22 protein-coding genes are annotated in these 26,767 nt (G+C 75.1%); 14 read left to right on the forward strand and 8 right to left on the reverse strand.

The window, feature by feature from the left end; genetic code table 11:
• The first annotated feature begins 141 nt into the window (after positions 1-141).
• From pgfA to C593_RS0122215, 13 genes are all read left to right on the forward strand, one after another.
• Positions 142-1,104 carry a cell envelope lipid trafficking protein PgfA gene (pgfA, locus tag C593_RS0122155; protein ID WP_018849510.1) on the forward strand — a complete coding sequence of 321 codons (963 nt, stop codon included), beginning with the start codon at positions 142-144 and terminating at the stop codon, positions 1,102-1,104.
• A 290-nt stretch (positions 1,105-1,394) separates the two neighbouring features.
• Positions 1,395-2,759 carry a glycosyltransferase family 4 protein gene (locus C593_RS0122160; protein WP_018849511.1) on the forward strand — a complete coding sequence of 455 codons (1,365 nt, stop codon included), beginning with the start codon at positions 1,395-1,397 and terminating at the stop codon, positions 2,757-2,759.
• On the forward strand, positions 2,756-3,475 hold the full coding sequence (locus C593_RS0122165) for a class I SAM-dependent methyltransferase (protein ID WP_018849512.1): 720 nt from the start codon (positions 2,756-2,758) through the stop codon (positions 3,473-3,475). The genes C593_RS0122160 and C593_RS0122165 overlap by 4 nt, the downstream gene beginning before the upstream one ends.
• A complete protein-coding gene (locus C593_RS30195; protein WP_018849513.1) occupies positions 3,472-7,758 on the forward strand; it encodes an alpha-(1->3)-arabinofuranosyltransferase domain-containing protein in 4,287 nt (1,428 codons plus the stop codon). Before C593_RS0122165 ends, C593_RS30195 begins: the two co-directional genes overlap by 4 nt.
• A gap of 469 nt (positions 7,759-8,227) precedes the next feature.
• The gene (locus C593_RS0122175; protein WP_018849514.1) at positions 8,228-9,658 is read left to right on the forward strand and encodes a hypothetical protein; all 1,431 of its coding nucleotides are present in this window, start codon (positions 8,228-8,230) and stop codon (positions 9,656-9,658) included.
• Positions 9,655-10,386: a class I SAM-dependent methyltransferase gene (locus C593_RS0122180; protein ID WP_018849515.1), complete on the forward strand. Its 732-nt coding sequence runs from the start codon at positions 9,655-9,657 to the stop codon at positions 10,384-10,386. Before C593_RS0122175 ends, C593_RS0122180 begins: the two co-directional genes overlap by 4 nt.
• A 3-nt stretch (positions 10,387-10,389) precedes the next feature.
• Positions 10,390-11,277 (forward strand): hypothetical protein, encoded by an 888-nt coding sequence (locus C593_RS0122185; RefSeq protein ID WP_018849516.1) that lies wholly within the window; start codon positions 10,390-10,392, stop codon positions 11,275-11,277.
• A 196-nt stretch (positions 11,278-11,473) separates the two neighbouring features.
• On the forward strand, positions 11,474-11,683 hold the full coding sequence (locus C593_RS0122190) for a Trm112 family protein (protein WP_018849517.1): 210 nt from the start codon (positions 11,474-11,476) through the stop codon (positions 11,681-11,683).
• Positions 11,680-12,510 (forward strand): FkbM family methyltransferase, encoded by an 831-nt coding sequence (locus C593_RS0122195; RefSeq protein WP_018849518.1) that lies wholly within the window; start codon positions 11,680-11,682, stop codon positions 12,508-12,510. The genes C593_RS0122190 and C593_RS0122195 overlap by 4 nt, the downstream gene beginning before the upstream one ends.
• A gap of 249 nt (positions 12,511-12,759) precedes the next feature.
• A complete protein-coding gene (locus tag C593_RS0122200) occupies positions 12,760-13,254 on the forward strand; it encodes a DUF2617 family protein (protein WP_018849519.1) in 495 nt (164 codons plus the stop codon).
• A 20-nt stretch (positions 13,255-13,274) separates the two neighbouring features.
• On the forward strand, positions 13,275-13,673 hold the full coding sequence (locus C593_RS0122205) for a DUF4247 domain-containing protein (RefSeq protein ID WP_018849520.1): 399 nt from the start codon (positions 13,275-13,277) through the stop codon (positions 13,671-13,673).
• A 120-nt stretch (positions 13,674-13,793) separates the two neighbouring features.
• Positions 13,794-14,231 (forward strand): DUF350 domain-containing protein, encoded by a 438-nt coding sequence (locus C593_RS0122210; protein WP_018849521.1) that lies wholly within the window; start codon positions 13,794-13,796, stop codon positions 14,229-14,231.
• A gap of 13 nt (positions 14,232-14,244) precedes the next feature.
• Positions 14,245-15,861: a polyamine aminopropyltransferase gene (locus tag C593_RS0122215; RefSeq protein ID WP_018849522.1), complete on the forward strand. Its 1,617-nt coding sequence runs from the start codon at positions 14,245-14,247 to the stop codon at positions 15,859-15,861.
• 74 nt (positions 15,862-15,935) lie between these two features.
• On the opposite strand, the gene C593_RS0122220 is transcribed toward C593_RS0122215, so the two are convergent.
• From C593_RS0122220 to C593_RS0122245, 6 genes are all read right to left on the reverse strand, one after another.
• On the reverse strand, positions 15,936-17,147 hold the full coding sequence (locus C593_RS0122220) for an MFS transporter (protein ID WP_037746719.1): 1,212 nt from the start codon (positions 17,145-17,147) through the stop codon (positions 15,936-15,938).
• Positions 17,144-17,797, reverse strand: a complete 654-nt coding sequence (locus C593_RS0122225; RefSeq protein ID WP_018849524.1) for a GNAT family N-acetyltransferase — start codon at positions 17,795-17,797, stop codon at positions 17,144-17,146. The genes C593_RS0122220 and C593_RS0122225 overlap by 4 nt, the downstream gene beginning before the upstream one ends.
• Positions 17,794-18,999, reverse strand: coding sequence for an alanine racemase (locus C593_RS0122230; RefSeq protein WP_018849525.1), 1,206 nt, complete (start codon positions 18,997-18,999; stop codon positions 17,794-17,796). Before C593_RS0122230 ends, C593_RS0122225 begins: the two co-directional genes overlap by 4 nt.
• Positions 18,996-20,300 (reverse strand): DUF6271 family protein, encoded by a 1,305-nt coding sequence (locus C593_RS0122235; protein ID WP_026277962.1) that lies wholly within the window; start codon positions 20,298-20,300, stop codon positions 18,996-18,998. Before C593_RS0122235 ends, C593_RS0122230 begins: the two co-directional genes overlap by 4 nt.
• Positions 20,301-20,461: 161 nt before the next feature.
• Positions 20,462-21,505 carry a phytanoyl-CoA dioxygenase family protein gene (locus tag C593_RS0122240; protein ID WP_018849527.1) on the reverse strand — a complete coding sequence of 348 codons (1,044 nt, stop codon included), beginning with the start codon at positions 21,503-21,505 and terminating at the stop codon, positions 20,462-20,464.
• Positions 21,506-21,739: 234 nt separating this feature from the next.
• Positions 21,740-23,224 (reverse strand): glycoside hydrolase family 3 protein, encoded by a 1,485-nt coding sequence (locus tag C593_RS0122245; RefSeq protein ID WP_018849528.1) that lies wholly within the window; start codon positions 23,222-23,224, stop codon positions 21,740-21,742.
• A gap of 405 nt (positions 23,225-23,629) precedes the next feature.
• Here C593_RS0122245 and C593_RS0122250 point away from each other — a divergent pair, with 405 nt between their 5' ends.
• Complete coding sequence (locus C593_RS0122250; protein WP_018849529.1) at positions 23,630-25,024, forward strand: helix-turn-helix domain-containing protein; 1,395 nt, start codon at positions 23,630-23,632, stop codon at positions 25,022-25,024.
• A gap of 11 nt (positions 25,025-25,035) precedes the next feature.
• On the opposite strand, the gene C593_RS0122255 is transcribed toward C593_RS0122250, so the two are convergent.
• Both C593_RS0122255 and C593_RS33100 read right to left on the reverse strand, forming a co-directional pair.
• On the reverse strand, positions 25,036-26,049 hold the full coding sequence (locus tag C593_RS0122255) for an SRPBCC family protein (RefSeq protein WP_018849530.1): 1,014 nt from the start codon (positions 26,047-26,049) through the stop codon (positions 25,036-25,038).
• 4 nt (positions 26,050-26,053) lie between these two features.
• The gene (locus tag C593_RS33100; protein WP_026277963.1) at positions 26,054-26,671 is read right to left on the reverse strand and encodes a hypothetical protein; all 618 of its coding nucleotides are present in this window, start codon (positions 26,669-26,671) and stop codon (positions 26,054-26,056) included.
• Between the last annotated feature and the right edge of the window lie 96 nt (positions 26,672-26,767).

Genomic DNA, 26,767 nt, shown 5'->3' on the forward strand with positions numbered 1-26,767 from the left:
CGGCCCCCACCGGCTGGACGCACAGTTTCAACATGACATTGACAATCCGTCAAGAGCGGGCCTAACGTCAGGGCGCCGAAGGGCTGACCGGCCCGGGGTCCGTGCGCTCCACCTCGACTCCTTCGATTCAGGAGAGCCCGGATGCGCCGCACCGCTTCACCCCTGTCCCTCGCCCTGCTGGGTGCCGGGACGTTTCTGCTCGTCCTCGCACCACTGCTGTTCGCCTATGTGCTGCCGCAGGCGAAGCGGACGCCCGTCGACATCGACACGACCACCGTCTTCACCGGCACCGGCAGCTACTTCGACACGTCGCGGCTCAAGACCGTGGACGACCAGCGGATCACCATCACCCGGCAGGTGCGCGGCGACGTCGCCGACAGCCTGCGCAGCGGCAACGCCGTCTGGGACGTGTCCACCTCCGTCGACACCGACGGCACCCTGCCCGCCGCCGATGTGCGCGACTCCCTCCAGTGGACGCTGGAGCGCTGGGTGACCGACCGCGAGACCAATGAGCCGGTGCACTGCTGCGAGGAGTCACCGGTCTTCGACGGCGAGGCGTACCTGAAGTTCCCCTTCGATGTGGAGGAGCGGGGTTACCGCTGGTGGGACGGCACTCTGGGCGGTGTCGTGCAGCTCCGCCACGAGGGCCGGAAGACGATCAAGGGCCACGAGGGGCTGCGTTTCACGGGCACCGTGGAGCCCACCCGGACCGGGGTGCGGCAGGTGCCCGGGCGCCTCGTCGGCAAGCCGCGCACCCCGCAGGTGCTGGCCGAGGAGTGGTACTCCAACAGCGGCATCGAGCTGGTGGTCGACCAGCGCACCGGACGGATCCTGTTCGCGGCGATCGGACCGCGGAAGACGCTGCGCGCGCCGGGGTCCGAGAAGGACGCGATCGTGCTGCTGGCGAGCGAGCGGATCGCGTTCACCGAACGTACCCAGCGGCAGCAGGTGGACCTCGCCTCGGCGGACGGCAGAAAGCTCGCGCTCCTGTCCGGACCGGTGCCGGTCGGGGCCGGGATCGCGGGGGTGCTGCTCGCCGCCGCGGGCGTCGTGCTCCTGGTGCGCGGACGCCGGAGCGAGCGGGAGCCCGCAGCACTCACCTGAGGACGAATTCGCTCACCCGAGTTCCCGCGAAGTTGTCATACCCGTGAGTAGCCGAGCGTCGAACGCGTACCGAACACTGACTCTCCCCACCACAGAGCACGCTCCCCACCGGTCGCCCCCTCCCCCGCACCCGTCCGTATCCCTTCGTTCCGTCGTCTCGTCGTCTCGTCGTTCCGTCGTCTCGTCGGTCTCTCGTGCCGCGCCCACAGCGCCACCGGGCGGCCGGCCGGCCTCCCTCAGCCGCCGGCGCCCGTCAACCCTCCGCACACCGCAACGAGTTGGAGCACGCAATGCCCCAGCACGTACCTCCCCCACGCCTCGCTCCCCCGTCCCTCGCGAGCGCGTTCCCCTCCGTCGGTCCGTCCGCCGGCGGGGGCGCGCCCGTCCCGGGGGCGGCGGCAGGCGTCTCACTCGACTCCCTCGACGGCGCCCCGCCCCGGCGGGTCGTCTTCCTCGCCCACCGCGACCTGGGAAACCGGTCCGCGGGCGGCTCCGAACTTCTGATCGACCAGCTGGCCACGGGGCTCACCGCCGCCGGCCACGAGGTCACCCTGCTCTGCGGCGGCCCGGCCGCGCACCGCTCCTACCGGGTGGTGTCGGCGGGCTCCGAGTTCGGCCACTTCCTGGCCGCCCGGTCCGCCTTCGCCCGCCAGGTCGGCGAGTGCGACCTGCTGGTCGAGGTGTGCAACGGGATGCCGTACCTGGCCCCGCTCTGGCACCGGGGGCCGACCCTGTGCCTGGTCAACCATGTGCACACGGACCTGTGGAGCATGCGCTTCCCGTCGCCCGTGGCACGGTTCGGCCGCCGTCTGGAGCACTGGGCGCTGGCCCGGGCGCACCGCGGCAATCTGCTGGTCGCGGTGTCGCCGTCGACGGCCGGGGAACTGCGCGCGCTCGGCGTGCCGCAGGACCGGATCCGGGTGGTGCACAACGGCGTGGACGAGCCCGGGCTGCGCAGCCCGCGTTCGGCGACCCCGCTCTTCACCGCGCTCGGCCGGCTGGTCGACTACAAGCGCGTCGACATGCTGCTGCGCCTGTGGGAGCGGGTCCGCCCGGTCACCGGGGGCCGTCTGGTCATCGTCGGGGACGGGCCCGAGCGCGCCCGTCTGGAGCGCATGGCCGGTCCGGACGTGGTCTTCACCGGCCGGGTCTCCGAGGAGGAGAAGCACCGGCTGCTGTGCGAGTCCTGGCTGCTGCTGCACCCGGCGGCGGTGGAGGGCTGGGGACTTGTGGTCACCGAGGCCGCCGCCCGCGGCACGCCGGCGATCGGCTTCGACGTACCGGGGCTGCGGGACTCCGTCCAGGACGGGGTCACCGGCGTCCTGGCGCGCGGCGAGTCCTCGTTCGCCGCCGCGTGGTGCACGCTGGCGCTGGACGACGCGCGGCGCGCCGAGATGGGCAAGGCGGCGGCCGAACGGGCGGCCGCGTACCGGTGGAGCGCCACGGTCGCGGGCTTCCGCGCGGTCGCGGCGGAGGCGGCGGCCCGGGCCGGGGCGTCGGGGGGCGTTCCGTCCCCGGTGGCGGCCCGGCGCGCGAACGGCGCCCCCGCGACGGCACCCGCCCCCGCGACGCCCGCCCGCCCGCACGGTCCGCTGGCCGGGCCGGTCGCCGCGCTCCCCGCCCGCTCTCCCCGCACGGACGGTACACGCGCGTGAAAGATCCTTCGTTCCGCCGCTCGCTCACCCTCTTCCGTGCCTTCATGCGGGAGCAGGAGGACCCGGCGACCGCCTACGAGCTGCTGGCCCGGGACGCTGCCGACCAGGTCGAGCGGTACATGCGCCTCGACGGCCGGGTGGTCGCCGACGTGGGCGGCGGTGCGGGCCACTTCACCCGCGAGTTCCGCCGGCGCGGCGCCGAGAGCTACCTCTTCGAGCCGGACCCGGCGGAGCTGGCCGGGGCGCCGGGCGAGGGGACGGTGCTGGCCGACGGCTATCTGCTGCCGCTCGCCGACGGCGCCGCCGACCTCTGCTTCTCCTCCAACGTCCTGGAGCACGTCGCCGACCCGCACACCTTCCTCAGCGAGATGGCACGGGTCACCCGCCCCGGCGGGCTCGTCTACGTGTCGTTCACCAACTGGCTCTCCCCCTGGGGCGGCCACGAGTGGGCGCCCTGGCACTACCTCGGCGCCGAGCGGGCGCGTGAGCGCTACGAGCGGCGCACCGGCCGGCCGGCCAAGCACCGGCTCGGCGAGAACCTCTTCCCCATCGGCGTGGGGCAGACGCTGCGACACATCCGCGCACGGGACGACGTGCGGATCGTCTCGGCGCGCTCGCGTTACTGGCCGGTGGTCCCGGGGCTCGTGCCCCGGATCCCGTACCTGCGCGAAGTCGCCACCTGGAACCTTCTCCTCATTCTCCGGCGGTGTCCATGACCAGCACGATCCCCGCTCGTCCGCCAGCCGCGCCACCGGGCCCCGAGCCCGCGGGCGCGACCGCACCGGGGCCGCGGCCCCGGTCGCGGCGCTGGCTGCTCGGCTTCTGGGCCGCCGTGTTCGCGGCCTTCCTCGCCGCGGCGCCCGGGCGGATGACGTTCGAGACCAAACTCGGCGTGGTCACCGACCCGTGGCGCTTCATCGGCGACCTGGGGAGCCTGTGGCACGACCGGGCGGGTTTCGGCGGGATCGCCGACCAGTACGTCGGCTACGCGATCCCGATGCTGCCGTTCCACGCGCTGGCCGACCTGGTCGCGCTGCCGGTGTGGCTGGCCGAGCGGCTGTGGCTGTCGCTGGTGGTGTCCGTCGCGTTCTGGGGAGCGCTGCGGCTCGCGGAGCGGCTGGACATCGGCTCGGACCGGACCCGGCTGCTGGGCGCGGCGGTGTACGCGCTGTGGCCGACGTACACCATCGTCGTCGGCTCGACCTCGGCCGCCGCGCTGCCCGGCGCGGTGCTGCCGTGGGTGCTGCTGCCGCTGGCCGACCCGCGGTACTCGCCCCGGGTGGCCGCGGCGCGTTCGGCGCTGATCGTGCCCCTGATGGGCGGCGTGAACGCGGCCTCCACGCTGGCGTCCCTGCTCCCGGTGGGCCTGTACCTGCTCAGCCGCCCGGCCGGGCCGCGCAAGTGGCCGCTGATCGCCTGGTGGGCGCCGTTCGTCATCATGGCGACGGCCTGGTGGATCGTTCCGCTGCTGCTGCTCGGCACCTACGGCGAGAACTTCATGCCGTACGTGGAGACCTCGCAGACCACCACGGCGACCATGTCGGCGACGGAGGTGCTGCGCGGTGCGGGCAACTGGGTCGGCTATCTGAACTTCGGTGAGGCGTGGCTGCCGGCCGGCTGGGCCGTCGCCACCTCCGCCGTGGTGATCGTGTGCTCCGCGCTCGCCGCAGCGCTGGGTCTCGCCGGGCTCGCCCGCCGGGACGTGCCGGAACGCCGCTGGCTGGTCCTCACCGCGATCACGGTCGCGCTGGTCACCCTCGCCGGGTACGGCGGCGCGCTGGGCGGCCCGTTCCACGGGGTGGTGCAGGACCTGCTCAACGGGCCGCTGGTGCCGTTCCGCAACGTGTACAAGTTCCAGACCGGTCTGGCGCTGGTGCTGGCGCTGGGCCTGATGCACCTGCTGGCGCACGCGGCCCCGGTGCGGGTGCGGCGCGTGGCCCCGGTGCTGGCGGCGGTCGCCGTGCTGCCGGGCCTCGCCCTGCCGTACCTGACGGGCGCGATCCTCCAGCCGGGCTCGTTCCAGAAGCTGCCCGCGTACTGGGAGACCACGGCCGACTGGCTGGCCGACAACTCTTCGGACGACCGGGCCCTGGTGGTGCCCGCGACCGCGCACGGCATCTACACCTGGGGCTCGCCGATCGACCAGCCGCTGGACGTGCTGGCCGATTCGCCGTGGGCGCAGCGCGACTACGTGCCCTTCGGCACCCCGGGCAACCGTCGGGCGATGGACGCGGTCGAGCAGGCGCTCACCTCCGGCGGCGAGGTGCCGGGGCTGAGCACCTACCTCAACCGGGCCGGTCTGCACTACGTGGTGGTGCGCAACGACCTGGACCCGGACCAGCTCGGCCATGTGCCGACCGCGACCGTGGTGCGCACGCTGGAGGCGTCCGGCTACCAGCGGGTGACCGGCTTCGGCCCGGTGACCACCGCAGGCCGGATCGCCGACGACACGCCCGTGCAGGTCGAGGCGCTGTTCCCGCGCCGGCGGGCGGTGGAGATCTACGAGCCGCCGGCCGGGACGGACCGTCCCGGCCGGGCCCGGATCTCACCCGCCGCTCAGACCGCGGTGGTCAGCGGCGGCCCGGAGAGCCTGCTGCCGCTGGGCGCCGACGGCACCCTCGACGGCCGGCCCACCGTCCTCGCGGGCGACCGGCACCCCGGGGTCGAGCAGCCGCCGCTCTACGCGGCGGGCGACGGCATGCGCCGCGCCGACACCCGCTTCGGACTCGTCAACTCCGGTACGTCCCACACCTATACGGCGACCGAGCGAAACGCGGCCGAGTCGGTGCAGGACCCGGGCGCCGCACCACGGCAGATCCTGCCGGTGGAGGGCGAGGGGCACCAGACGACGGCCGTGCTGCGCGGCGCGGCGAAGGTGACCGCGTCCTCGGTGGGCAACTGGCTGTTCCATCTGCCGCAGTACGACCCGGTGAACGCCTTCGACGGCAACCCGGAGACGGGCTGGGCCGAGGGATCGCCGGGCACGCCCAAGGGCGAGTGGGTGCGGATCGACTTCTCCACCCCGACCTCGATCCCGCCGACGCTGCGGATCACCCCCCTGCCCAGCGGCAATGTGCGCGCCGCGCCGACCTCGGTACGGGTGGAGACCGACCAGGGCAGCCGGGTCAGTCCGCTGCGCCCGGACGGCAGCGCCCAGGACGTGGCCGCGCCGGACGGGCAGGCCGCCTGGCTGAAGGTGACCATCCTCGACTCCCAGCAGGGCCGGCCGGGGCTGACCGGCGCCGGGTTCACGGACATCGCGATCCCTGGCGTCCAGGTGACGCGGATGCTGGAGCTGCCCGCGGACGCGCCGAAGGACGCGGGCGAGTCGGTGACGTACTCGCTGCGGCGCGGCAGCGACCCGGGCGGACTGTCCGCGGTGGCCGCCGAGACCGGTCTGCACCGGCAGTTCGACGCGGCGCGGGCCGGCCAGTACACGCTGAGGGCGACGGCTCTGCCGGTGCCGGGGGCGGCCCTGGACGAGCTGCTGTTCGAACTGACCGGGCAGCGGGAGAAGATCCTCGTCTCGGCGGACTCCACGGCGCGGCTCGGCACCAACCTGAGCCCGCGCAACCTCACCGACGGCGACCTGACCACGGCGTGGATCTCCGGCGAGCGGCCGGTGCTGCATCTGCGCTGGCCGGAGAAGACCTCGGTCGGGGAGATGGTCTTCGCGGGCGCGGGCGGTCTGTCGACCCGTCCCGAGCAGGTGCAGATCAGCTCGCCGGACGGGACGGCGGTCGCGGCGGTGGACGAGAACGGCATGGCCCGTTTCGCGCCCATCACCACCGACCGGATGGACATCACCATCTCCAAGCAGGCGCCGCTGACGCTGCACAATCCGGTCGCGGACGACCAGTTGCAGCTTCCGGTGGGTCTGAGCGAGCTGCACATCCCGGCGCTGGAGAAGTTCCGGGCGCCGCAGCCGGACCCGGAGAAGACCTTCAGCCTGCCGTGCGGCAAGGGCCCGGTCGTGTCGGTGGACGGCACCTTCATGGAGACCCGGGCCGAGGGCCTGGTGCGGGACCTGACCGAGCGCCGGCCGGTGGAGGTGTCGCTGTGCACCGAGGGCGGCCGGGTCGACCTGGACCGGCGCACCCACACGGTGGAGGCGGGTGACGCGGGTCCGCTCGCGATCGACTCGGTGACCCTGTCCACCGGGGACCCGGCCGCCTCCGAGGCCGCGCCGCGCGGCGCGGGCACCATGTCCGGCGACGGGGACCGGCGCACGGTCCGGGTCGGCGCGGGCGAGGCCGCCTACCTCCAGATCCACGAGAACCACAACGCGGGCTGGAAGGCCGAACTCGGCGGCAAGGAGCTGGAGTCGCTGCGGATCGACGGCTGGCAGCAGGGCTGGCTCGTCCCCGAGGGCGAGGGCGGCACGGTGACTCTGACGTACGAGCCCTCGAAGGTCTACACGGCCGGGCTGGTCGGCGCGGGCGTGCTGCTGCTGGCCCTGGCCGCCCTCGCGGTGGGCCGGCGCCGGGCGGACGAGGACACCGCGCCCGCGGTGGAGCCGCCCGCGCCGGGGCTGCTGCTGGGCACGGTGGTCCTGACCCTGGTCGCCGTGGTGGTGGCCGGCCCGGTGGCCCTGGTGGTGCCGGTGCTCGCGGTGGTGGCCTGGCTGCGGCCGGGGCTGCTGGTGCCGGTGGCCCTCGCCGCGATGGCGGCGGCGGGTGCGGTGGCCCTGGTGGGCAGCGGCGACGGGCCCGCGGCGGGCCGGGGCGCGTACAGCGCCCTCGCCCAGCTCCTGGCGCTGACCGCCCTGTTCGCGGCCGTGGTGACGGTCTTCCGGGACGGCCGGACGCGGGCGTCCCACCGCGCGGGCGACCCCCGCACGGCGGCCGGTCCGGCGGACCCGGGGCCGGCGCCGTCCGTGCCGCCGCCGTCCCGTCCCGTCGATCCCCCGGCCGCTCCCGCGCCCGACGGCGGGGGCCGCACGATCGGCCTGCGCAAGCAGCCGGAGTCCGGTCCGGGGCCGGACGGGGACACCCGATGAGGCCCGTGCCCGTCGCCGTCCTCCGCCGGGCCGGGGCCCTCGCCCCGGCCCGGCGGGGCGGCGCGGCTTCCGCGCCCACGGCCGGGGCGGCGGCTCGCCACCGCGGCGGGCGGGCCGGGCAGGGCGGGGCCGGCCCGGACGTCCGGGCAACGGGCCCTGCGGGACCGACCGCCCTCCCGCACCGGCGAGCCGACACACACCCACGCCTCCGGCCCGGCGTGCCGCCCGCGGCCACCGCAGCAGTCCGGCGCCGGGACTTCACAGGCAAGACCGCCGGCTCCGGGGCCCACTGCACCGGACTGCCGTCCGGGCAGGGCGGGGCCGGCCCGGACGTCCGGGCAACGGGCCCTGCGGGCCCGGGCGTTGCCGCACCGCGCCCGGCCCGGCGGGGCGGCGCGGTGGTGGCCGCCGCCCGCGGCCGGGCGGGCGGAGGGCGGGCGGATCGGTACGACGCACGAGGGGGGCGGCGATGACCGCACTGCACGAACCCGCCGGGACCGCGCGCGCCCGGGGCGGGGACGGGGGCGGGATCGTGCCGTTCCCCGTGGTGGACGAGATCGCCCGGCACTGCGCGGATGCGGCCGAGCCGGACACCGTGCACATCGAGATCCACCTCCCGGGCCGGCCAAACCCCGCGCGGCTGCGCGAGGCGGTCGCCGGGGCGCTCGCCCGGCATCCGCGGGTGCTGGTGCGGGAGCGGGCGCGGGGGCCGTACGCGCTGCGCTACGCCTGGGAGTTGACCGGCGCCCCGGACACCGAGGTCGTGTCCTTCCCGCCCGCCGCGCCGGGCGCCCTGGACGCGGCCCGGGGCCGGGCCCTGGCCGAGCCGCCCCCGCTGACCGCCTCGCCGCCGCTGCGGCTGGAGGTCGTCGAGGAGCCCGGCCGGGCGGGCTGTGTGCTGCTGTTCACGCTGCACCACGCGGCGCTGGACGGCCCGGCGTGCCTGCGGATCGCGGCGACGGCGGCCGAACTGTACGCCGGGGAGGCGGCCCCCGTGCCGGCGCCCGCGGCCCGGGCCGCCTCCGGCCCGGCGGCGCCGCCCGCGGTGCCGGGCGCCGCATACGGCCGGCCCGCCCGGGTGGCCGCCGGGACGCCCGGTCCGAACGCCCCCGGGAACGGGATGACCGTGTGCGAACTGGCCGTACCCCGGCGGGAGCCGGGCGCGCCGTACACGGTGAACGACCAGCTGATGGTGGCCACCGCCCTGACCGTCGCCGAGTGGAACCGGCTGCACGGCGCTCCGGCGGGCCGGCCGCTGCGGATCACCATGCCCGTGGACGACCGTCCCCGGGGCCCCGAGATGCCGATCGGCAACGGCACCCGGCTGGTGGAGGTGCCGTTCTCGGCCGGGGAGACCGGACCGGACGCCGACCCCCGGGAGCTGCTGCGCCGCACCGCGGAGCGCACCCGGGCGCTCAAGGCCGTGCCCCGGCCGCCGCTGGGGTCGCTGGCGGCGCTGCTGACCGCGCCCGTGGTGCCGGTGGGCGTGCGGGCGAGGGCGACCCGGGTGCTGCGCCGGGCGGCCGGCCCGTGGACCTCCACAACCCTGCTCAGCAACATCGGCCGGATCCCCTACCCGCTGGACTTCGGGGACGCGGGCCGGGCGAGCGCCGTCTGGTTCTCCGCCCCGGCCCGGATGCCGCGCGGACTGACGTTCACCACCGCGTCCACCGGGGGGAGGCTCCATCTCGCGCTGCGCTGGTCCCGTTCCCTGCTCGGGGACGCGGACGGGGCCCGGCTGCGCGAGCTGTTCACGGAGCGGCTGGCCGCGACGGACGGGTCCGCCGATCACGGGTCCGCCGATCACGGGTCCGCCACGAACGGGCCGCCCGCCGATCACGGGTCCGCCGATGACGGGCCCGCGACCGGTGCGAACTCCGCGGACGAGGGGGCCCGGTGAACGCCGCGCCGCCCCCGGGGCTGCGGGACTTCTACGAGAACCCCGCCGTGCCCGTGGCCTCCGGCGACGCCCGCAGCAGCCGCCAGGCCCGGCTGCTCGCCGAGGCGCTGCGCACCACCACCGGCGGCTCCGGCGCCCTCGTCCTCGATGTGGGCTGCGGCGACGGCACCGCGGCGGCCACCGCCGCGCCCTATCTCCGGGGCCACCGGCTGGTCGGCGTGGACTGGTCGCAGGACGCGCTGCGCCGGGCCCGCACCCGGGTGGACCACGTGGTGCGCGGCGAGTTCGAGGCGGGCGGGCTGCCGTTCGCCGACGGCTGCGCGGACGCGGTGCTGTTCAGCGAGGTGATCGAGCACCTGGTGGACCCGGACGGGGCACTGGACGAGCTGCGGCGGGTGCTGCGCCCGGGCGGTCATCTGATGCTGTCCACACCGAACCTGGCGGCCTGGTACAACCGTGCCCTGCTGCTCGCCGGGGTGCAGCCGGTGTTCTCCGAGGTGAGCCTGCGGGGCATCCACGGCCGCCCGGGCCGGGAGGTCGTCGGCCATCTCCGGCTCTACACCGCCCGCGCGCTGCGCTCCTTCCTCACCGCCTCCGGCTTCACGGACGTGTCGATCACCGGTGCCCCGTTCCACGGCGTCCCGCGCGGGATGCGGCTGCTGGACCGGGCCGCGTGCGCCGTCCCCTCGGCCGCGTCGATCCTGCTGGCGCACGCCCGGCGGAGGTAGCGGATGTGGTGGGGTGTGGGCGCGGCCCTGGTCGCCAACCTGCTGTACAGCGTGGGGTTCGTGCTGGAGAAGCGGGCGCTGGGGCGGCTGCCTCGGCTGTCCGCCGGGCGTCCCCTGCGCGCGGTGCTGATCCTGGCGACGAGCCCCGCGTGGATCGCCGGTTCGCTGGCCCTGGCGGCCGGGTTCGTGGCCCAGCTGGTCGTCTACCGGGCCCTGCCCATCGCGGCGGCGCAGGGCATCTTCGTCTCCGGTCTGGTGCTGCTCCTGCTGCTGTCCTCGGCGGTCCTCGGGGAGCAGCCGTCCGGCCGGGAGCGCTGGGCCCTCGGGGCGGTCCTGGTGGCGCTGCTGATGGTGGTGGCCTCGGTGCGGGAGGGCGAGGACACGGTGAGCACCGGGGCGCCGTGGGCGCTGGTCCTCCTGGTGTGCGTACCGACCCTGGGCGCCGGGGTGTGGCTGTACCGGCAGGTCGAGAAGCGGTCCCGCAAGCGCCACCGGGTGCCGACGAACGGCATCGGCTACGGCGTGGCGGTCGGTCTGCTGTACGGCGTCAGCTCGCTGGCCATCAAGGGCGCCTCGGGGACCCTGACGGGCGAGGGCCCGGGGGCGGCGGCGCGCGCCCTGTTCGGCTCCCCGTACCCGTATCTGCTGCTGGTGACGGCGGCGGCCGGGCTCGTCATGTCGCAGGCGGCGCTCCAGCGGTGCCGCGCCTCGCTGATCGTGCCCGTGTGCACCACGGTGACCTGCCTGTTCACAGCGGTCCTCGGGACGCTGACCTTCGGGGAGACGCTGCCCGAGGACCCGCTGCTGCTGACCCTGCGGGTGGCGGGGACGGCTCTGGCGCTGTCGGTGCTGCTGGCCATGCCCCGCCACGATCCGGCTCCGGCCACCTGACCCGTGCCGTGCGGTGCGGCCCACCCCCGACCGGCCGGCGCCGCACGGCACGGCCCCGCACCACCCGCTGTCCCCGGCCACCCGCCTTCCCGGCACCGTCCCGTATCCCGCTCTCTCCCGACCGCCCGACCGCCCGACCTCCGACCAACCGCCCGACCGCCGTCGCCCCGGTGCACGTCCCGTTTGGAGTCCTCCGATGAAGCCCGACGACCCGCTGCTGAAGATCCTGGCCTGCCCGCTCGACAAGGGGCCGCTCACCCTCCTGCCCGGCCACGACGCCCTGTGGAACCCGCGGCTCCAGCTCAGATACCCGGTCGTGGACGGTATCCCCCAGTTGCTGCCCTCCTCCGGGGTGCGCGCCACCGCGGACGGCTCCGCGCCGGGTGACGGGACGGCGGCGCGATGACCACCCTGGCGGCCGCGGTCGCCTCCCGGCTGCCGGCCCGCTGGGTCGGTTCGGCGGCCTGCGCGCTCTATCCGCGTCTGGAGCCGGAGCTGGCCCGGCTCGCGGACTACTGCCCGGCCGGGGGCACGGCCGTCGACGTGGGCAGCTGGTACGGCCCCTGGGCGCGTCGGCTGGCTGCCCGCTGCGACCGGGTGGTCGCCGTGGAGCCGGTGGCCCATCTGGCGCACTACCTGAAGTCCTCCCTGCCGGGCAACGCCCGGGTGGTGCACGGCGCCGCCACCGACCGCGCGGGCACCGCCCGGCTGTGGCTGCCGGAGGGCGACCAGGGCGACCGGGGGCTCTCCTCGCTCACCCGCGGCAGCGTGCACGCGCACAGCGTGGAGGTGCCCGCGCTGACGGTCGACGGACTCGGCCTGGGGGACGTGGTGTTCCTGAAGATGGACGTGGACGGCGGTGAACTGCCCGCGCTGCGGGGCGCGGAGGGCGTGCTGTCCCGGCAGCGGCCGGCGCTGCTGATCGAACTGGAGGCGCGGATCCAGCCGGTGGCGCCGGTGGTGGACCTGCTGTCCGGGCTCGGCTTCCGGGGCTGGCTGCTGCCGGGCCGGCGGTGGGTGGCGCTGGCGGACTTCGACCTGGCGGCCCACCAGGCGCGCACCGAGCACCTGGTGCACCGGGGGATGCTGCGCCGCACCCTGACGCCGGGCGGCGGGCGGTCCGAAACCGCCGCGGGCGGGGACGCCCCGCAGCGGGAACGGTACGTCAACTCGGTGCTCTTCCTGCCGGAGGGCCGCGAGCCGGGGTACGCGCGGGAGGCGGCGGGCGGCTGACCCGCCGCGCCCGCACCGCACGTCGGCGGGCCCGGCCGGGAACCCCTTGGGGGACCGGGCCGGGCCTGTGCCATACTCGGCGCGCTCCCGCCCGTACCGACACGAGTTCCGAGGCCCTCCGTTGATGCCCGAGTCCGCAGCCTGCGCCACCGCCGCAGGTCCGCCGCGCCGGCGGCCCGCGAGCGTGCCGGACGGCGTCACGCAGGCGGAGCCGGGCCGTTCGGGCGAGGCCGCCGGAGGCGCCGGCGCATGAGCGGTATAGCACTCGCGATCCCGTACCTGGACACGGGCGCCGACCAGTTGTCCTTCACCCTCGGCCGGGCCGCGCATCCGGCCCTCGCCGTCCGCGAGACGCGGGTGGCGGGCCTGGACGTGCGCCTGCGGCTGCTGGGCGCCTCCCACCAGGTCTTCGCCGGGCCGGTGCGGGAGACCGTCGCCTGCCTGCCCGGGGTGGCGGGCGGGCTGCCCGAGTCGGCGGTGCACGAGTTCGACGACTGGACCTACCGGTTCGGCGCGCGCGTCCGCACCCTGTCCGGGGCCGCGTTCGGCACGGAGGTCGAGCGGCTGCTCGCCCGCGCGGAGTCGAGCCCGGACGCCCTGTACGGGGTGTTCCCCGGTTCCCCGCACGCGGTCACCGCCCTGACCGTCGGCCCGGACGCGCACGGACTGACCTGGCGCACCTGGCACACGTACCCGCAGAGCCGCCAGATCGTGGCGACGCACACCCGGCTGGAGGCCCGTTGAGGACCGCCCGACTCATCAGCGTGACGACCGTGGCCGCGATCGCCGCGCTGGCGCTCACCGCCTGCGGCGACGACGGCGAGGGGAGCGGAGGCAACGCCGTGCCGTCCTCGTGGATACGCAGCGAGTACCGCAGCGCCGCCCCCGGCGCCGGCTGGACGGACACCACCGACGGACTGTCCGTGGTGGCCAAGGAGATCCACGGACACACCTCGGCGCGCGACCGCATCAGCACGCCCGACGTCGAACTCCTCCGCTACCGCGACGACATCGTGGCGGTCACCCCGCTCGCCGCGGGCGGCAGCCGGATCGAGATCGACGACTACCGCACCGGCCACCAGCGCTGGCGTTCCCGGATCGGCTCGCTGTGGCCGAACCCCGACAGCGCGTTCCGGGGCGGCGGACCCGGGTCCGGCAAGTAGCCGGCAGCCCCGCGCCTGCGTACGCCGTTCCGCGAGGCCCCGAAGCCCCGCAGGCCCGCCCCAACCGCCCGCAAGCCCGTAAGCCAAGCCCGCAAGCCCGTAAGCCCGAAAGGCACTCCCGTGTCAGAGATCCTGGAATCGGCAGGCAACGCCCTGCTCTACGGCCTGGTCGGCTTCGTCGTGATGGCCGTCGGCTTCATCGCGCTCGACCTCGTCACGCCCGGCAAACTGGTGCACGTGGTGTGGACCGAGCGCAACCGCGGCGCCGCCGTGCTGCTGGCGGGCCAGACCGTCGCCATCGGCCTCGTCATCGACCAGTCGATACGCGCGAGCGAGTCCGAACTGGGTCTCGGACTGGGGCTGTTCAGCACCCTGGTGTACGGCCTGGCGGGCGTGGCCGTGATGACCGTGGTCTCGCTGGTGGTGGGGCTGCTGACGCCGGGCCGGCTCGGGCACGCGGTGCTGGACGACAACGGCGACCGGCCGCACCCCGCCGCCTGGGTGCAGGCGGCCCTGTACATCGGCACGGCCTTCATGGTCGGCGCGGCCGTCTCCTGACGGCGCGCACACCATGGGCACCACCACGCAGGACCGCGCCGCCGCCCCGCCCGCGGAGACCGGCCCGCCGGTCTCCGCCCCGGCGACGCACTCCCGGGGCGCGCGCTTCCTGCTGCTCTTCGCCGTGTTCCTCTGCGCGGCCTGCGGACTGGTCTACGAGCTGGCGCTGACGGCGCTCGGCAGCTATCTCATCGGCAACTCGGTGATGCAGACCTCCGTGGTCATCTCCGTGATGGTCTTCGCGATGGGCATCGGCTCGCTGGCCGCCAAGCCGCTCCAGCGGCGCGCGGTGGGCGCCTTCGCCGTCGTGGAGGGGCTGCTCGCGCTGACGGGCGGGCTGTCGGTGCTGGTGCTGTACGTGGCCTTCGCCTGGCTGCGCCTCTACATGCCGGCGATGGTCGTGGTGTCCTTCCTGGTCGGTCTGCTGATCGGGGCCGAGATCCCGCTGCTGATGACGCTGCTCCAGCGGATCCGGCGGCAGGAGGCGGGCAGCGCGGTCGCCGACATGTTCGCCGTGGACTACATCGGGGCGCTCATCGGCGGGCTCTGCTTCCCGCTGCTCCTGCTGCCGGCCTTCGGGCAGCTCAAGGGCGCCCTGGTGGTGGGGGCGGTCAACGCCCTGGCGGGCGTCCTGGTGGTGGTGTGGATCTTCCGGCGGACCATCCGCCGGGTCGTGCGGGTCGGCCTGCTGGCCGGGATGGCCGTGGTACTGGCCGTCCTCGGCACGGTGTACGTGCTGGCGGACGACATCGAGGTGACGGCCCGTCAGCAGCTGTACCGGGACCCGATCGTGCACGCGGAGACCACGCCCTACCAGGACATCGTCATCACCCGCTCGACGGCCTTCAACGGGGAACCGGACACCCGGCTGTTCCTCAACGGGGACCTGCAGTTCTCCTCGGTGGACGAGTACCGCTACCACGAAGCGCTGGTCCACCCGGCCCTGTCGGAGCGCCGCGCCTCGGTCCTGGTCCTCGGCGGCGGCGACGCCCTCGCACTGCGCGAGGTGCTGCGTTACGAGGACGTCGAGGAGGTGACCCTGGTCGACCTGGACCCGGCGATGACCCGCCTGGCCCGGGGCTACGGCCCGCTGCGGGAGCTCAACGGCGGCGCCCTGGCCGACCCCCGGGTCACGGTGGTGAACGCGGACGCCTTCAACTGGCTGCGGGACGGCGGCCGGCGCTACGACGCGGTCCTGATCGACTTCCCGGACCCGGACACGGCGGCGCTGGCGAAGCTGTACTCGGTCGAGTTCTACGACCTGCTGCGGCGGGCGCTGAAGCCGGACAGCCGGGTCGTGGTGCAGGGCGGATCGCCGTTCTTCGCCCCCAAGTCGTACTGGTCGATCACGGCGACGATCCGGGAGGCGGGCTACCGCACCACGGAGTACCAGGTGGACGTGCCGAGCTTCGGGAACTGGGGCTTCGTGCTCGCCCGTCCCGGCCGGGACGCGGCGGCGCCGCCCCTGCGCCTCGCGGACGGCGCGCCGCCGCTGCGCTTCCTCGACGACGACGTCCTGCGGGCCGCCACCGTCTTCCCGGTGGACCGGCGCCCGCAGGACGTACGGCCGAGCACCCTGATGGACCCGGTGGTGCTGGAGTACGCGCGCCACGAGTGGCAGAACTACTGATCCCGCAGCCCCCTGCCGATGCGCGGCCCCCTGCCGTTACGCGGCCCTCTGCCGATGCGCGGCCGCCCCTGCCGCTACACGGCGGCCGGTGCCTCCTTCCCGGCCGCGGTGCCCCACCGGATCCGGGCCGTGCACAGGGGCACCAGCAGGGCGGCGGCGGCCACCACGCCCATCCCCCACCGCAGATCGGCGGCCCCGGCGACGAAGCCGATGACGGCGGGCCCGGCGAGCAGGCCGGTGGTGCCCAGGGAGGCGACCAGCGCCAGCGCGGAGGGGCCCTCGGCCGCGGCGGCGACGTAGAGGCAGGGCGTCACGGCCGCGAGACCCAGGCCCATACAGGCGAAGCCGACCAGCGCGGGGACCACTCCCCCGGCGAGCAGGGCGAGGGCCAGACCCGCGCCCGCGACCGTGCTGCCCACCCGGACCACCCGGGCGTCGCCCCAGCGTTCGCGCCAGCCGTCCCCGAGGAGCCGGGCGAGGACCATCATCACGGAGACGACCGCGATGCCCATGGGAGCGAGCTGCTCCGGGGCGCCGGCGACGCTCTTCAGATAGAGCGCGGACCAGTCGTTCATCGAGCCCTCGGCCAACGTCCCGCAGACCATGGCGGCGCCCAGCCAGAGCGTGATCCGGGTCGGCGCCGTCAGCCGTCGGCGCCCGGCCGCCTCCTTCGCCCCGGCCGCCTCCTTCGCCCCGGCCGGCTGCTCCCCGGGTGCCGTGTCGGGCAGCAGCCGGGCCCGGGCGCAGCCCAGCAGGCCCAGCAGGAGGACGGCGGCGACGGCGAAGTGCTGGGCGATGGCCGGGGTCACCAGGTGCATACCGGCCGCGACCAGGGCGGCGAGGAAGGACCCCGCGCTGAAAGTGGCGTGCAGCTGGGCCATGGCGGCCCGCCCGTGGGCCTTCTCCAGGGCCGCCCCCTGGGCGTTCATGGCCACGTTGAGGCAGCCGACGGCCACCCCGTCGGCGCAGATCACGAGCAGGGCGACCGGGTAGTTCGGGGCGGCGGCCAGAGCGAGGAGGAGGGCCGCGAGGCAGAGCGCGGACAGCAGGGCGAGCCGCCGGGAGCCGAGGCGGCGCATCAGCAGGGAGACCAGGGGGAAGGAGGCCGCCGCCCCCGCCCCGCAGGCGGTGAGCAGGACGCCCATCTCGACTTCGCTCAGGCCGAGTTGCGTCTTGAGGGCGGGGAGGCGGGCGGCCCAGGTGGCGTACTGGAAGCCGAGGAAACAGAACAGGGCCGCGATCGCCAGCTGTGTCCGTCTGAAGTCGTTCGTGCGGAAGCCGTTCATGACACCGGGCACGGGAGACTGCCCCCTTCCTGGGTACGGGCTGCGGTGCGGGATTCGGGACGGGCTGCCGGGCGGGGCTCGGCGCGGGATTGGGGGCGGGCCGCGGGGCGGGGCTCGGCGCGGGATTCACGGGGGAGGTGTCCCTCGTCGCTGCTGCCGGGCAGGGCGAGGGACATATAGACGGCGCCGGCACCGTAGTCCGGCGGAACCGGCACCTCCGGGTGGGCGCGGAAGCCGCGGGACGCCCAGAAGCCGGCCATCCCGCCCACCGCGACGAGGGAGACCCGCTCCCAGCCGGGGTCCGCGCCGGACGTCAGCCGCGCCAGCAGCCGCCCGCCCCAGCCCCGGCCGCGCAGCTCCGGGACCACGGCCAGGTCGTGCAGATGCAGATTGGCCGCCCGGTGCGCGGCCGCCTCCGGGCGGGCCAGGTCCGGGAAGCGGAACGGCGGGTAGGGCAGGGCGAGGAGGTAGCCCGCGATCCGGCCGCCCCGGTCCAGGACGAAGCAGGTGTCCGGGGAGATCCGGCCCTTGGACTCCAGTGCCGCCCGCCCTTCGACGAGGGAGGTGCCCGCGTACGCGGCGGCCTCCACGGCGGCGACCCCCGGCCAGTCGGCGTCCCGGACGGGGCGGACGCGCGTGCCGGCGCTCACCGCTGCCGCCCTTCCGCCGGGGCGGCGGCCGGGGTCACGTCGCCCGCCAAGGCGTACGGCAGCGGCGGGAAGCCGTTGAAGCCGCGTGTCATATAGCTGGTGGCGTAGGCACCGGCGGACAGGATCCAGACCGGGTCGCCCGAGGCGAGGCCGCGCGGGACGCGCTGGGCCGGGTCGGCGTAGGCGTCGTCGCTGTCGCAGGTCGGGCCCGCGACGACGGCGGACACCAGGGCCTCGCCGGTGCGTCCGGGGAAGACCATCCGGTGGCACAACTGGTCCATCTCGTAGAGGCCGTTGAACTTGCCGACGCTGAGGTAGAGCCAGTGCGCGTCCTGCCCGCCGGGCCCCCGGCGGGTGGTCAGGCGGCTGACGTGCGCCCGGACGGCGCCGTGGTCGGCCACCAGATGGCGGCCCGGTTCGACGACGAAGGCCAGCGGCCCGCCGTTGACCTGACGGAGCCGGTCCATGCCGTCGCGCATGACGGCGAACATCTTGTCCAGCGGGGGTTCGAGCGGGCGGCCCCGCCGGTCGAGGTAGCCGACGGCGGGCAGGCCGCCGCCGAGGTTGACGTGGTCCGGGGCGATACCGTGCGCGCGCAGCGCGAGCAGGGTGCCGGCCAGGGTCTCGGCGGCCTCGGTCCATGCCTCGGTGGTCATCTGCTGGGAGCCGACGTGGACGGAGAGACCGGCCGGTGTCAGTCCGGCGGCCCGGGCGGCGGTCAGCACCCGCACGGCCCCCTCGGGCGAGCAGCCGAACTTGTGGCTGAGCCCCCACAGGGCGCCGTCGCCGCTGGTGGCGAGGCGGCAGAACACCCGGGCGCCGGGGGCGTACGCGGCGACCGCCGTCACGTCCTCGACGCTGTCGGTGGCGAAGGTCCGGATGCCGAGGCGGTGGGCCTCGGCGATCTCCGCGTCGGACTTCACCGTGTTGCCGTAGTGGATCAGCCGGGCGGGCACGCCCAGGCGCAGGACCTGGGCGATCTCGGCGGGGCTCGCCGCGTCGAAGCCCGCTCCCGCTCCGGCGAGGCAGGTCAGGACCTCGTCGACGGGGCAGGACTTGACCGCGAAGCGGACGGCGGCGCCCGGGAGTTCACGGGTCAGCCGCCGGTGGGCGTCCGCGATTCCGGCGAGGTCGAGGACGAGCCGGTCCGAGGGCGCGGCGGCGAGGGCGGTGGCCAGCCGGGCGGGTACCTGGGCGTTCACCCCTCCGCACCCCCAAAGCCGGCCTCGCGGGCGACCCGCATCAGCGGGCCCCAGACATCGGTCAGCAGGGCGAAGTCCTCGATGTCCCGCTGGGCTTCGTCGAGCAGGGCCTCCCGCCGGTCCGCGATCAGGTCCGCGAAGTGGGCGTAGCGGCCGCCGAGTTTGCGGTAGCAGGTGTCGACGCGGTCCAGCCGCCAGTGGTTCTCGGCGCGGTCCAGGCCGGTGCTCGCGCGCAGCAGCGCGGAGACGGCCTCGGGGCGCAGCCGGTCGTCCGCGTCGAGCAGGGCGGGGCCGGCCTCGGCGAGGGCGGCGTAGACGGCGTGGAAGTAGAGCATGGAGAGCAGGAACTTCACGAAACGCGTCTGGTACGCGAGGAAGCCGGCGTCGGTACGGCGCTGGGGGGTGTGGAAGTTCTCGATGTGGCGGTTGTGCAGCACACCGGGGAGGGTCGCGTCGTGCACCAGGTGGAGGAGGAAGTAGTCGCTGCCGATGGTGTCGGTCGCGGGCGGCAGCGGCACCCGTTCGTACACCGACCGGTCGAAGGCGATGTTGCACATGTCCACCCGCATGGGGTCGACCAGGGTCAGGGTGGTGTCGTCGCCGGTGAAGGGCTCGGTCCCGGCGCCCCGGAAGGACTCCGCCACCAGCGCGCGCTTGCGCTCCCCGGGCAGGCCGCCGGGCGCCCAGAGGCCGACGACCTCGTGGTACACCCCCTCGTCCAGCCGTTCCATCTCGGCGAGGTCCACGGAGGGCGCGCCGATGAAGGAGGCGCCGGCGAGGGAGACGGGCCGGTGGGCGTGCGCCGGGTCGAGCCGCACGCGGGTGACGGCGGCGGACGCCTCGGTTGCCCGTCTGCCCAGGGAGGCGACTTCGTGGTGCACGGGGAAGACCGGCTGCCCGTCCAGGGTCTGGTAACGGCTGTCCGAGTCCCTGCGGTGCACGGAGCGGCAGCCGAGGGCGGCGGCGAGGAGGAAGGCGCGGTCGGTGCAGGCGCCGTAGGAGACGGCGTCGGGGAGCAGCAGTCCGAGGAGGCGCTCGGGTCCGGCGAGTCCGGTCCGGCGGATCGTCTCCCGCAGCAGCGCGCGCTGCCGGGCCTCGTCCAGGTGGTGCACGGTGACGCCGGGGGCGGCGGGCAGGGCGGCCAGGACACGGGCGTGTTCGGCCCGGACGGCCTCGGGGGCGGAGTCCAGGACCAGCAGGCGGACCTCGGTGCCGAAGGCGCGGGCGGCGTGGGCCGCCTCGGCGGCGGTGGCGGCCAGGGTGGCGGAGCAGGCCCGGTTGGTGGGCAGGGTGAGGCAGATCGGGGCGTCGTCGGCGGCCGGCGCGGGGGCGGGGCGCCGGGCGGCAGAGCGTGCGGGGCCGGGGCGTTCGGTCACCGGGCTTGCGGGGGTGGGGCGTTCGGTCGCCGGGCTTGCGGGAGTGGGATCTGCGGCCACCGGGCGTGCGGGGTCGAGGCGTTCGGTCACCGGGCGGGCTCCTGTCCGCTCCAGGGGTCCAGCCCGAGCAGCCTGCGGCCCAGACCGTTCAGCTCGGCGGGGCCGTAGCGCTGGGACTCGTGCCGGTCGGCGTCCCCGAGAAGGGTGCCGTTCCAGCCGGGGGTGGCGAGGGTCCGCCAGGACTCGACGCGGGAGCGGCGCAGTTCGGTGTGCTCTTCCAGGGCGGGCATCATCGAGAGGTACTGCACGGCCCGGACCTGGTTCGCGGAGAGGTTGGGCGCGACGCCGTGGGCGAGCAGCCCGTTGAAGATGAGCAGGTCGCCGGCCTGGAGGTCGGGGCGCACCACGGGGAACTCGGCGCGGTCGGCGCCGGGCCGGACGGGGTCGCGGCCGGGTGGCTGCGCGATCCGCCACTCCTCGAAGCGGCGGAAGAGTTCGGGCGCGCACTGGAAGCCGCCGGCTTCGGGCTCGGTGTCGTTGAGGGCGAGGATGCCCTGGACGCGCTGCGGCAGCACGCCGAGGGTGGTGTCGACGTCCCAGTGCAGCTCGATGTCGAAGCCCTCGTCGGTGGGCTCGATCAGGGAGCGGGAGCGGTTTCCCCTGTTCGGCGGGTTCAGGTTGAGCCGGTCCAGGGTGACCCACAGCTCCTCGCAGTCCCACACGTCGGCGAAGGCGTCGTGGACGCGCTGCGACTGGCGGGTGTCCCAGAGGAGCTGGTGGTGGTACGCCTCGACGAAGCCGTAGACGTACAGATCGCGGTCGAGGTCCGAGCGGAAGGTCCGCTCCCGGTACCAGGTGTCGGGCCTGTCCGGGTCGAGTCCCTGGAACTCCCAGGCGAATGCGAGGAGGCTCTTGGCCTCGCCCGGGGTGACGGCGCCCCGGACGACGACATAGCCGTAGGTCTGCCAGAAGGCGAAGTCCTCCTCGGACAGCACCCGCAGGGGCAGGGTCTTGCGGAGGTCGCGCAGCGGCGTGGGCGTGAGGTAGGTCTCGCCGTCCGCGCTGAAGTAGGGACGCGCGGAGGCGGCCCGGTGGAGGTACGGGGAAGGGGAGGGGGCAGGAGTCGGCATGCCAGCACTCCAGGGCTCGGGAAGGGTCGGTGGCGCCGAGTGGCAGAACCCCAGACCGGCTCTGATGATCGAACTGAGGTTCCCTCAAGCTGGCCTGGACCAATTGCGGGAGTCAACCGCCACCGGCCCAAGTTGCCGTCAATTGCCTGCCAGTTGCCGGTCCCGCGACGGTCCCGCCCCGGCCGCGCCCGGCGGCGGGCTCCACCGCCCCCTCCGACGCCCCCGCCCCCGGTGTCAGCCCTCCACGATCCGCTCGGCCGCCGCCGTGCCGCAGACCCGGGCCGCGCCGTGGGTGGCGAGGTGCAGGGCGCCGCGCGGCGGGGACTGCGGTACGCCCATCTCCACCACCACGGTGTCCGGGCGGGCGGCGAGGAGTGCGTCCAGGGCGGAGCGCATCCAGGGGTGCCGGTGCTCGTCGCGGACGACCGCGACGATCCGGCGGTTCCCGGCCGCCGCCAGTGCCTCGGCGCCCGCACCGGGCCCGCGGTACGCCCCGCCGCGGGTGCCCGGCAGCAGGCGTGCCAGGTCCGCGTCCAGGCCCCAGGGGGTCTCGTCGCCCACCGCGATGTTCGGCTCCGGGGCGAAGGTCGCCACGTGCACCGGCCCGGTGACGGGCGCCGCGGACCCGGCACGTGTCACCGTGACCGCGCGGCGCGCGGCGCGCAGCCCGATCTCCGGGTCGGCCGCGGCCCCGGCATCCGCCCGCGCCCCCGCGGTCCAGCGGGCGAGCCGGCGGACCCGGTCGGCGGCGTCCGCCAGCCGCTCCTCGGGCAGTTCACCAGAGGCCACGGCGGCGACCAGCGCGTCCCGCAGGCTCAGCACCGTGCCCTCGTCGTTCAGTCCGCCGCCCACGCAGATGGCGTCGGCACCCGCCGCGACGGCCAGGACGACACCGCGCTCCAGGCCGTAGGTGCCCGAGATGGCGCGCATCTCCATGCCGTCGGTGACGATCAGCCCGTCGTAGCCCAGCTCCCCGCGCAGCAGCTCGGTGAGGATACGCCGCGAGACGGTGCCGGGGCGCTCCGGATCCAGGGCGGGGACCAGGATGTGCGCGCTCATGATCGCGCGGGTGCCCGCCTCGACGGCGGCGCGGAAGGGCACGAGTTCGCGGGTGCGCAGGGTCTCCTCGTCCACGTCGATACGCGGGAGGGCGTGGTGGGAGTCCACACTGGTGTCGCCGTGCCCGGGGAAGTGCTTGGTGCACGCGGCGACACCGGCCGCCTGCATGCCCTCGACGTACGCCGCGGTGTGCCGGGCGACGAGCGCGGTGTCCGCGCCGAAGGAGCGCACGCCGATGACCGGGTTGTCCGGGTCGGCGTTCACGTCGGCGGACGGCGCCCAGTTGAAGTTGACGCCGCACGCGGCCAGTTGGCGGCCCAGTTCACGGGCGACGCCCCGGGTGAGTTCCGGGTCGTCCACGGCGCCGAGGGCGAGGCTGCCGGGGAACGAGGAGCCCGTGCGCACGTCCAGGCGCGTGACGTCACCGCTCTCCTCGTCGATGGCGACCAGCAGGTCGTCCCGCTCGGCGCGCAACTCGGCGGTGAGCGCCGCGACCTGATCCCGGGACGTCACGTTGCGCCCGAACAGGGCGACGGAGGCGAGCCCTTCGCCGACCCGGCGGCGCACCCAGTCGGGCGCGGTGGTGCCGGCGAAGCCGGGCTGGAGCACCGCGAGGGCGTCCCGGGTGAGGGTGTCGTCGGCAGTGGCGAATGTCGTCATCGGGGGGTTCGTCCCTTCACGGAGCGGCCGTCCGGGCCGCGCGCAGCCTTGTCGCGGGATGGGGGTCATCGGGGTCGGGACACGTCGGACGAGCGGCGGGTCCGCGACGCCCTCGACGACGCACTCGGAGATGGACTGTGCCCGTCGCAGCGGCGGCCCGGGGTCCGCGCACCGGGTCATGGTGCGTCCCGGAACCGCCACGGGGAGCTTGGCCTAGACTTTTCGCAGCGTCAAGGCGGCCCCGGGGAGCGGGCGTTGAGGACGCCCGGCACCCTGACGGCTCGCGGCGGCCACCCGCCCGCGACACGCCCAGTTGGACTAGACCACAGGGCTGCCGCGGGTTATAACGGGAGCCCTGCGGGCCTCCGGACACCTCCTGGCCCACCACATCGATCCAGGGATGTCGTGACAGAACAGCGCGTTGCCACCGGGCGGCTCCGGACCACCGGGGGCGCACCCGCGGGCCGCCACCCCAAGGCCGCCGCCGGTCCCTGGCGGGGCCCCCAGGACCGGGAGGCGGGCGCACCGGGCGACCCGCCCTCGCTGGACACCCTGGTGACCGCCCTGGTCACCGCACGCGAGGCCGCCTGCCTCACCCAGGAGGCCCTGGCGGAGCGGTCCGGGGTGAGTGTGCGGGCCATCCGCAATCTGGAGACCGGTCACACCGCCCGCCCCCGCAAGCAGTCCCTGCTCCTGCTCGCCGAGGCCCTGGGCGTACGGCCCGCGGACGTCGGGCTGTTACCCGGGCACCCCTCCCCCGTGAGCCTCCCCCGCCCCGCCCGGCCCACGGGCCCGCTCCCGGCGGAGCTGCCCCCGCCCCCGCGCCACCGGCTCGTCGGCAGACGGACGCACGTCGACGCGCTCCGGGCGCATCTGACGGCCCCGGACCACGGCGACCGCGGCCGGCCTGCCGTCGTCGTCGGTCCGCCCGGCGGCGGACGGACCGCGCTGCTCCTGGCGGCGGCGCACGGCGCGCGCGACCGCTTCCCGGACGGCCAGGTCTTCGTGGACCTTCATCCGGCCACGTCCGCCGCCCCGTTCCCCCCGGACGCGCTGGTGCGCAGGGTGCTGCGCTCCCTGGGCGCCGTGCCGCCCGCCGGCGGGCCGGAGGAGGCGGCCGCGCGGCTGCGGGACGCGCTCAGCCGCCGACGGGTCCTGGTCGTCCTCGACAACGCGGACAGCGAGGCGCAGATCCGGCCGCTCCTCGTGGACGGCGGCCACAGCGCCGTCCTGGCGGGCGCGCGGCGCGAACTGCCCGCGCTGGAGTCCCCGTTCCGGCGGCGGATCGGCGTCCTGACCGAGCCGGACGCCCTGGCGCTGCTGGAGGAACTGGTCGGCGCCACGCGCACCCGGGCGGAACCGGCGGCCGCGGCCGAGCTGGTGCGCTGCTGCGCCCGGCTGCCGCTGGCCCTGCACATCGCCGGACTGTGGCTCTCGGCCCGTCCGCACCGCTCCCTCGGCGACCTGGCGGCCCGGCTGGCCGACGGCCGGGACCGCATCCGCTTCCTGCGCATCGGGGACCTGTCCCTGCAGGCGAGCGTGGCGGCCTGCCACGGGGTGCTGCCGGTCGCGGTCCGGGCCTCCCTGCGACGGCTGCGCACGGCAACGGAGGGCTTCACCGCGGACGGACTGGTGCCGCACGCGGCCCCGGGACCGGCCGCGGCGGCGGATCTCCTCGACGAGCTGATGTCCCTGCAACTGGTCCACGCGGACGGCGCCGACGCATACGGGCGGGTGCGATACCGGGTGCACGACGCGGTGCTTCAGTACGTCACCCACTGCCTGCCTGCAGACGGCTGAAGGGGCGCAGCTCAGCGCCGGGCGGTCTCCACCTCGTCCTCGTCTTCCTCGTCCTCCGGTTCCCCGCTCTCGTCTTCCTCCTCCTCGCCCTCCTCGTCCCAGACGTCCTCCGCCTCGTCCTCGGCGCCTTCCGCGTCCTCGTCGTACTCGTCCTCGTATTCGCCCTCGCCCTCGTCCCGGCTGTCGTCCCCGGCCTGTTCCTCCTCCTCGACGGCCTCCTCGTGGGTGCGGACGACCTCGCCGTCCCGGATTTCGCCGCGCCAGCCCTCGGCCTCCTCCTCGGCGAAGGTGACGTACCGCTGGAAGTGCTTGAAGTCCAGGCGAAGCCGCCGCCCCTGGGCACGCCAGAGGTTGCCGGTCTTCTCGAAGAAGCCGGAGGGGTAGTACTCGACGACCAGGACGATCCGGGTGAGCGTCGGACCGAGTTCATGGAAGGACACACAGCCGCGCGTGGAGCCCTTGGCCCCTTCCGACGTCCACACGATCCGGTCGTCGGGTATCTGCTCCTCGACGGTGGCCTTCCACCCCCGGGTCGAGGGTCCGACCTTGACCTTCCAGTCGCTGCTGGTCTCGTCGCTCTGGGACACGCTCCGCACGCCCTTGGTGAACGAGCTGAACTCCTCGTACTGCGTCCAGTGGTCGTAGGCGCTGCGCAACGGCACGCCCACGTCCAGGACTTCCACGATGTTCATCACTTTGGTGCTCCCGGCCTTGCGGCCTCCTCCCCCGCCCTTGCCGAACACGTCCTTCACCTTGCCGACCACGTTCTCCTTGAGGCCCTTGGCCTTCTCACCCATGAAGGCCTTGAGCGGGGACTCGCCCTGGAGAACGCGCAGCCCGGCCTCGGGCAGCACGCCTCCGTTGTCGGCGACATCGAGGAGGTCGTCGGCGAGATCGGCGAGCCGGTCGCCCGCCCGCTCGGCGAGTGCAGTCACCCGGGCCGACACATGGTCGGCCAGTTCGCCCTTCAGCAGATCCAGTCCGGAGGTCTGGTCGGACGCCTTCCCGCGTTGTCCGGTGGCCATGGCACTACCTCCGCCGACCCGTGGTCTTCTTGGCGGCCGTCTTCTTCGTGGCGGTCTTCTTCGCGGCGGTCTTCTTGGCGGCGGTCTTCTTGGCGGCGGCCTTCTTCGCGGCGGCCTTCTTGGCCGGTGGCTTCTTGGCCGATGGCTTCTTCGGCGCGGAGCGGGATCCGGAACCGCCGCCACCCTCCTGGGAACTCCGCCGACGCCTGCTGCGCCTCGGCTCCTCCTCCCCCTCCTCGTCCTCATAGGCGTCCTCGGGGGGCTCCTCCTCGTCCTCTTCACTCTCCTCGTCCTCATCGCCACGGGACGTGTCCCCCAGCCGCAGCGTGCGCTCGTGCAGGGAGTCCGCGAGGCCCGCGAGACGGCGGTCGGCCGTCGCGGAGAGCGCCGAGCGCCCCGCCTCGAAGACCTCGCCCTTGAGCTGGTCCCCCAGTTGGGAGACCTGGGGATGGGAGGCCAGACGGCGGGCGCCCTGCTCCAGAAGCTGTTTGGGATCGAGCGCGAGTTTTCGGCCCGCGACCAGCCCGATCACGGTGAGCGCGAGCCGCCCCTTCCTGGTCCTACCGAGCACATAGCCGCCCGCGACGGCGGCGGCCAGCCCGATCTTGGTCGTGTCATCCATCGGGATTCCCTTCGGCAGGGCGGAGGGCTCCCGCAGCGCCCGCCCGGGGCGGCGGCCCGCGGCCGCGGCCCGCACGGCGGATCTGTCACCCGTCCG

The sequence above is a fragment of the Streptomyces sp. CNT372 genome, from assembly GCF_000377145.1.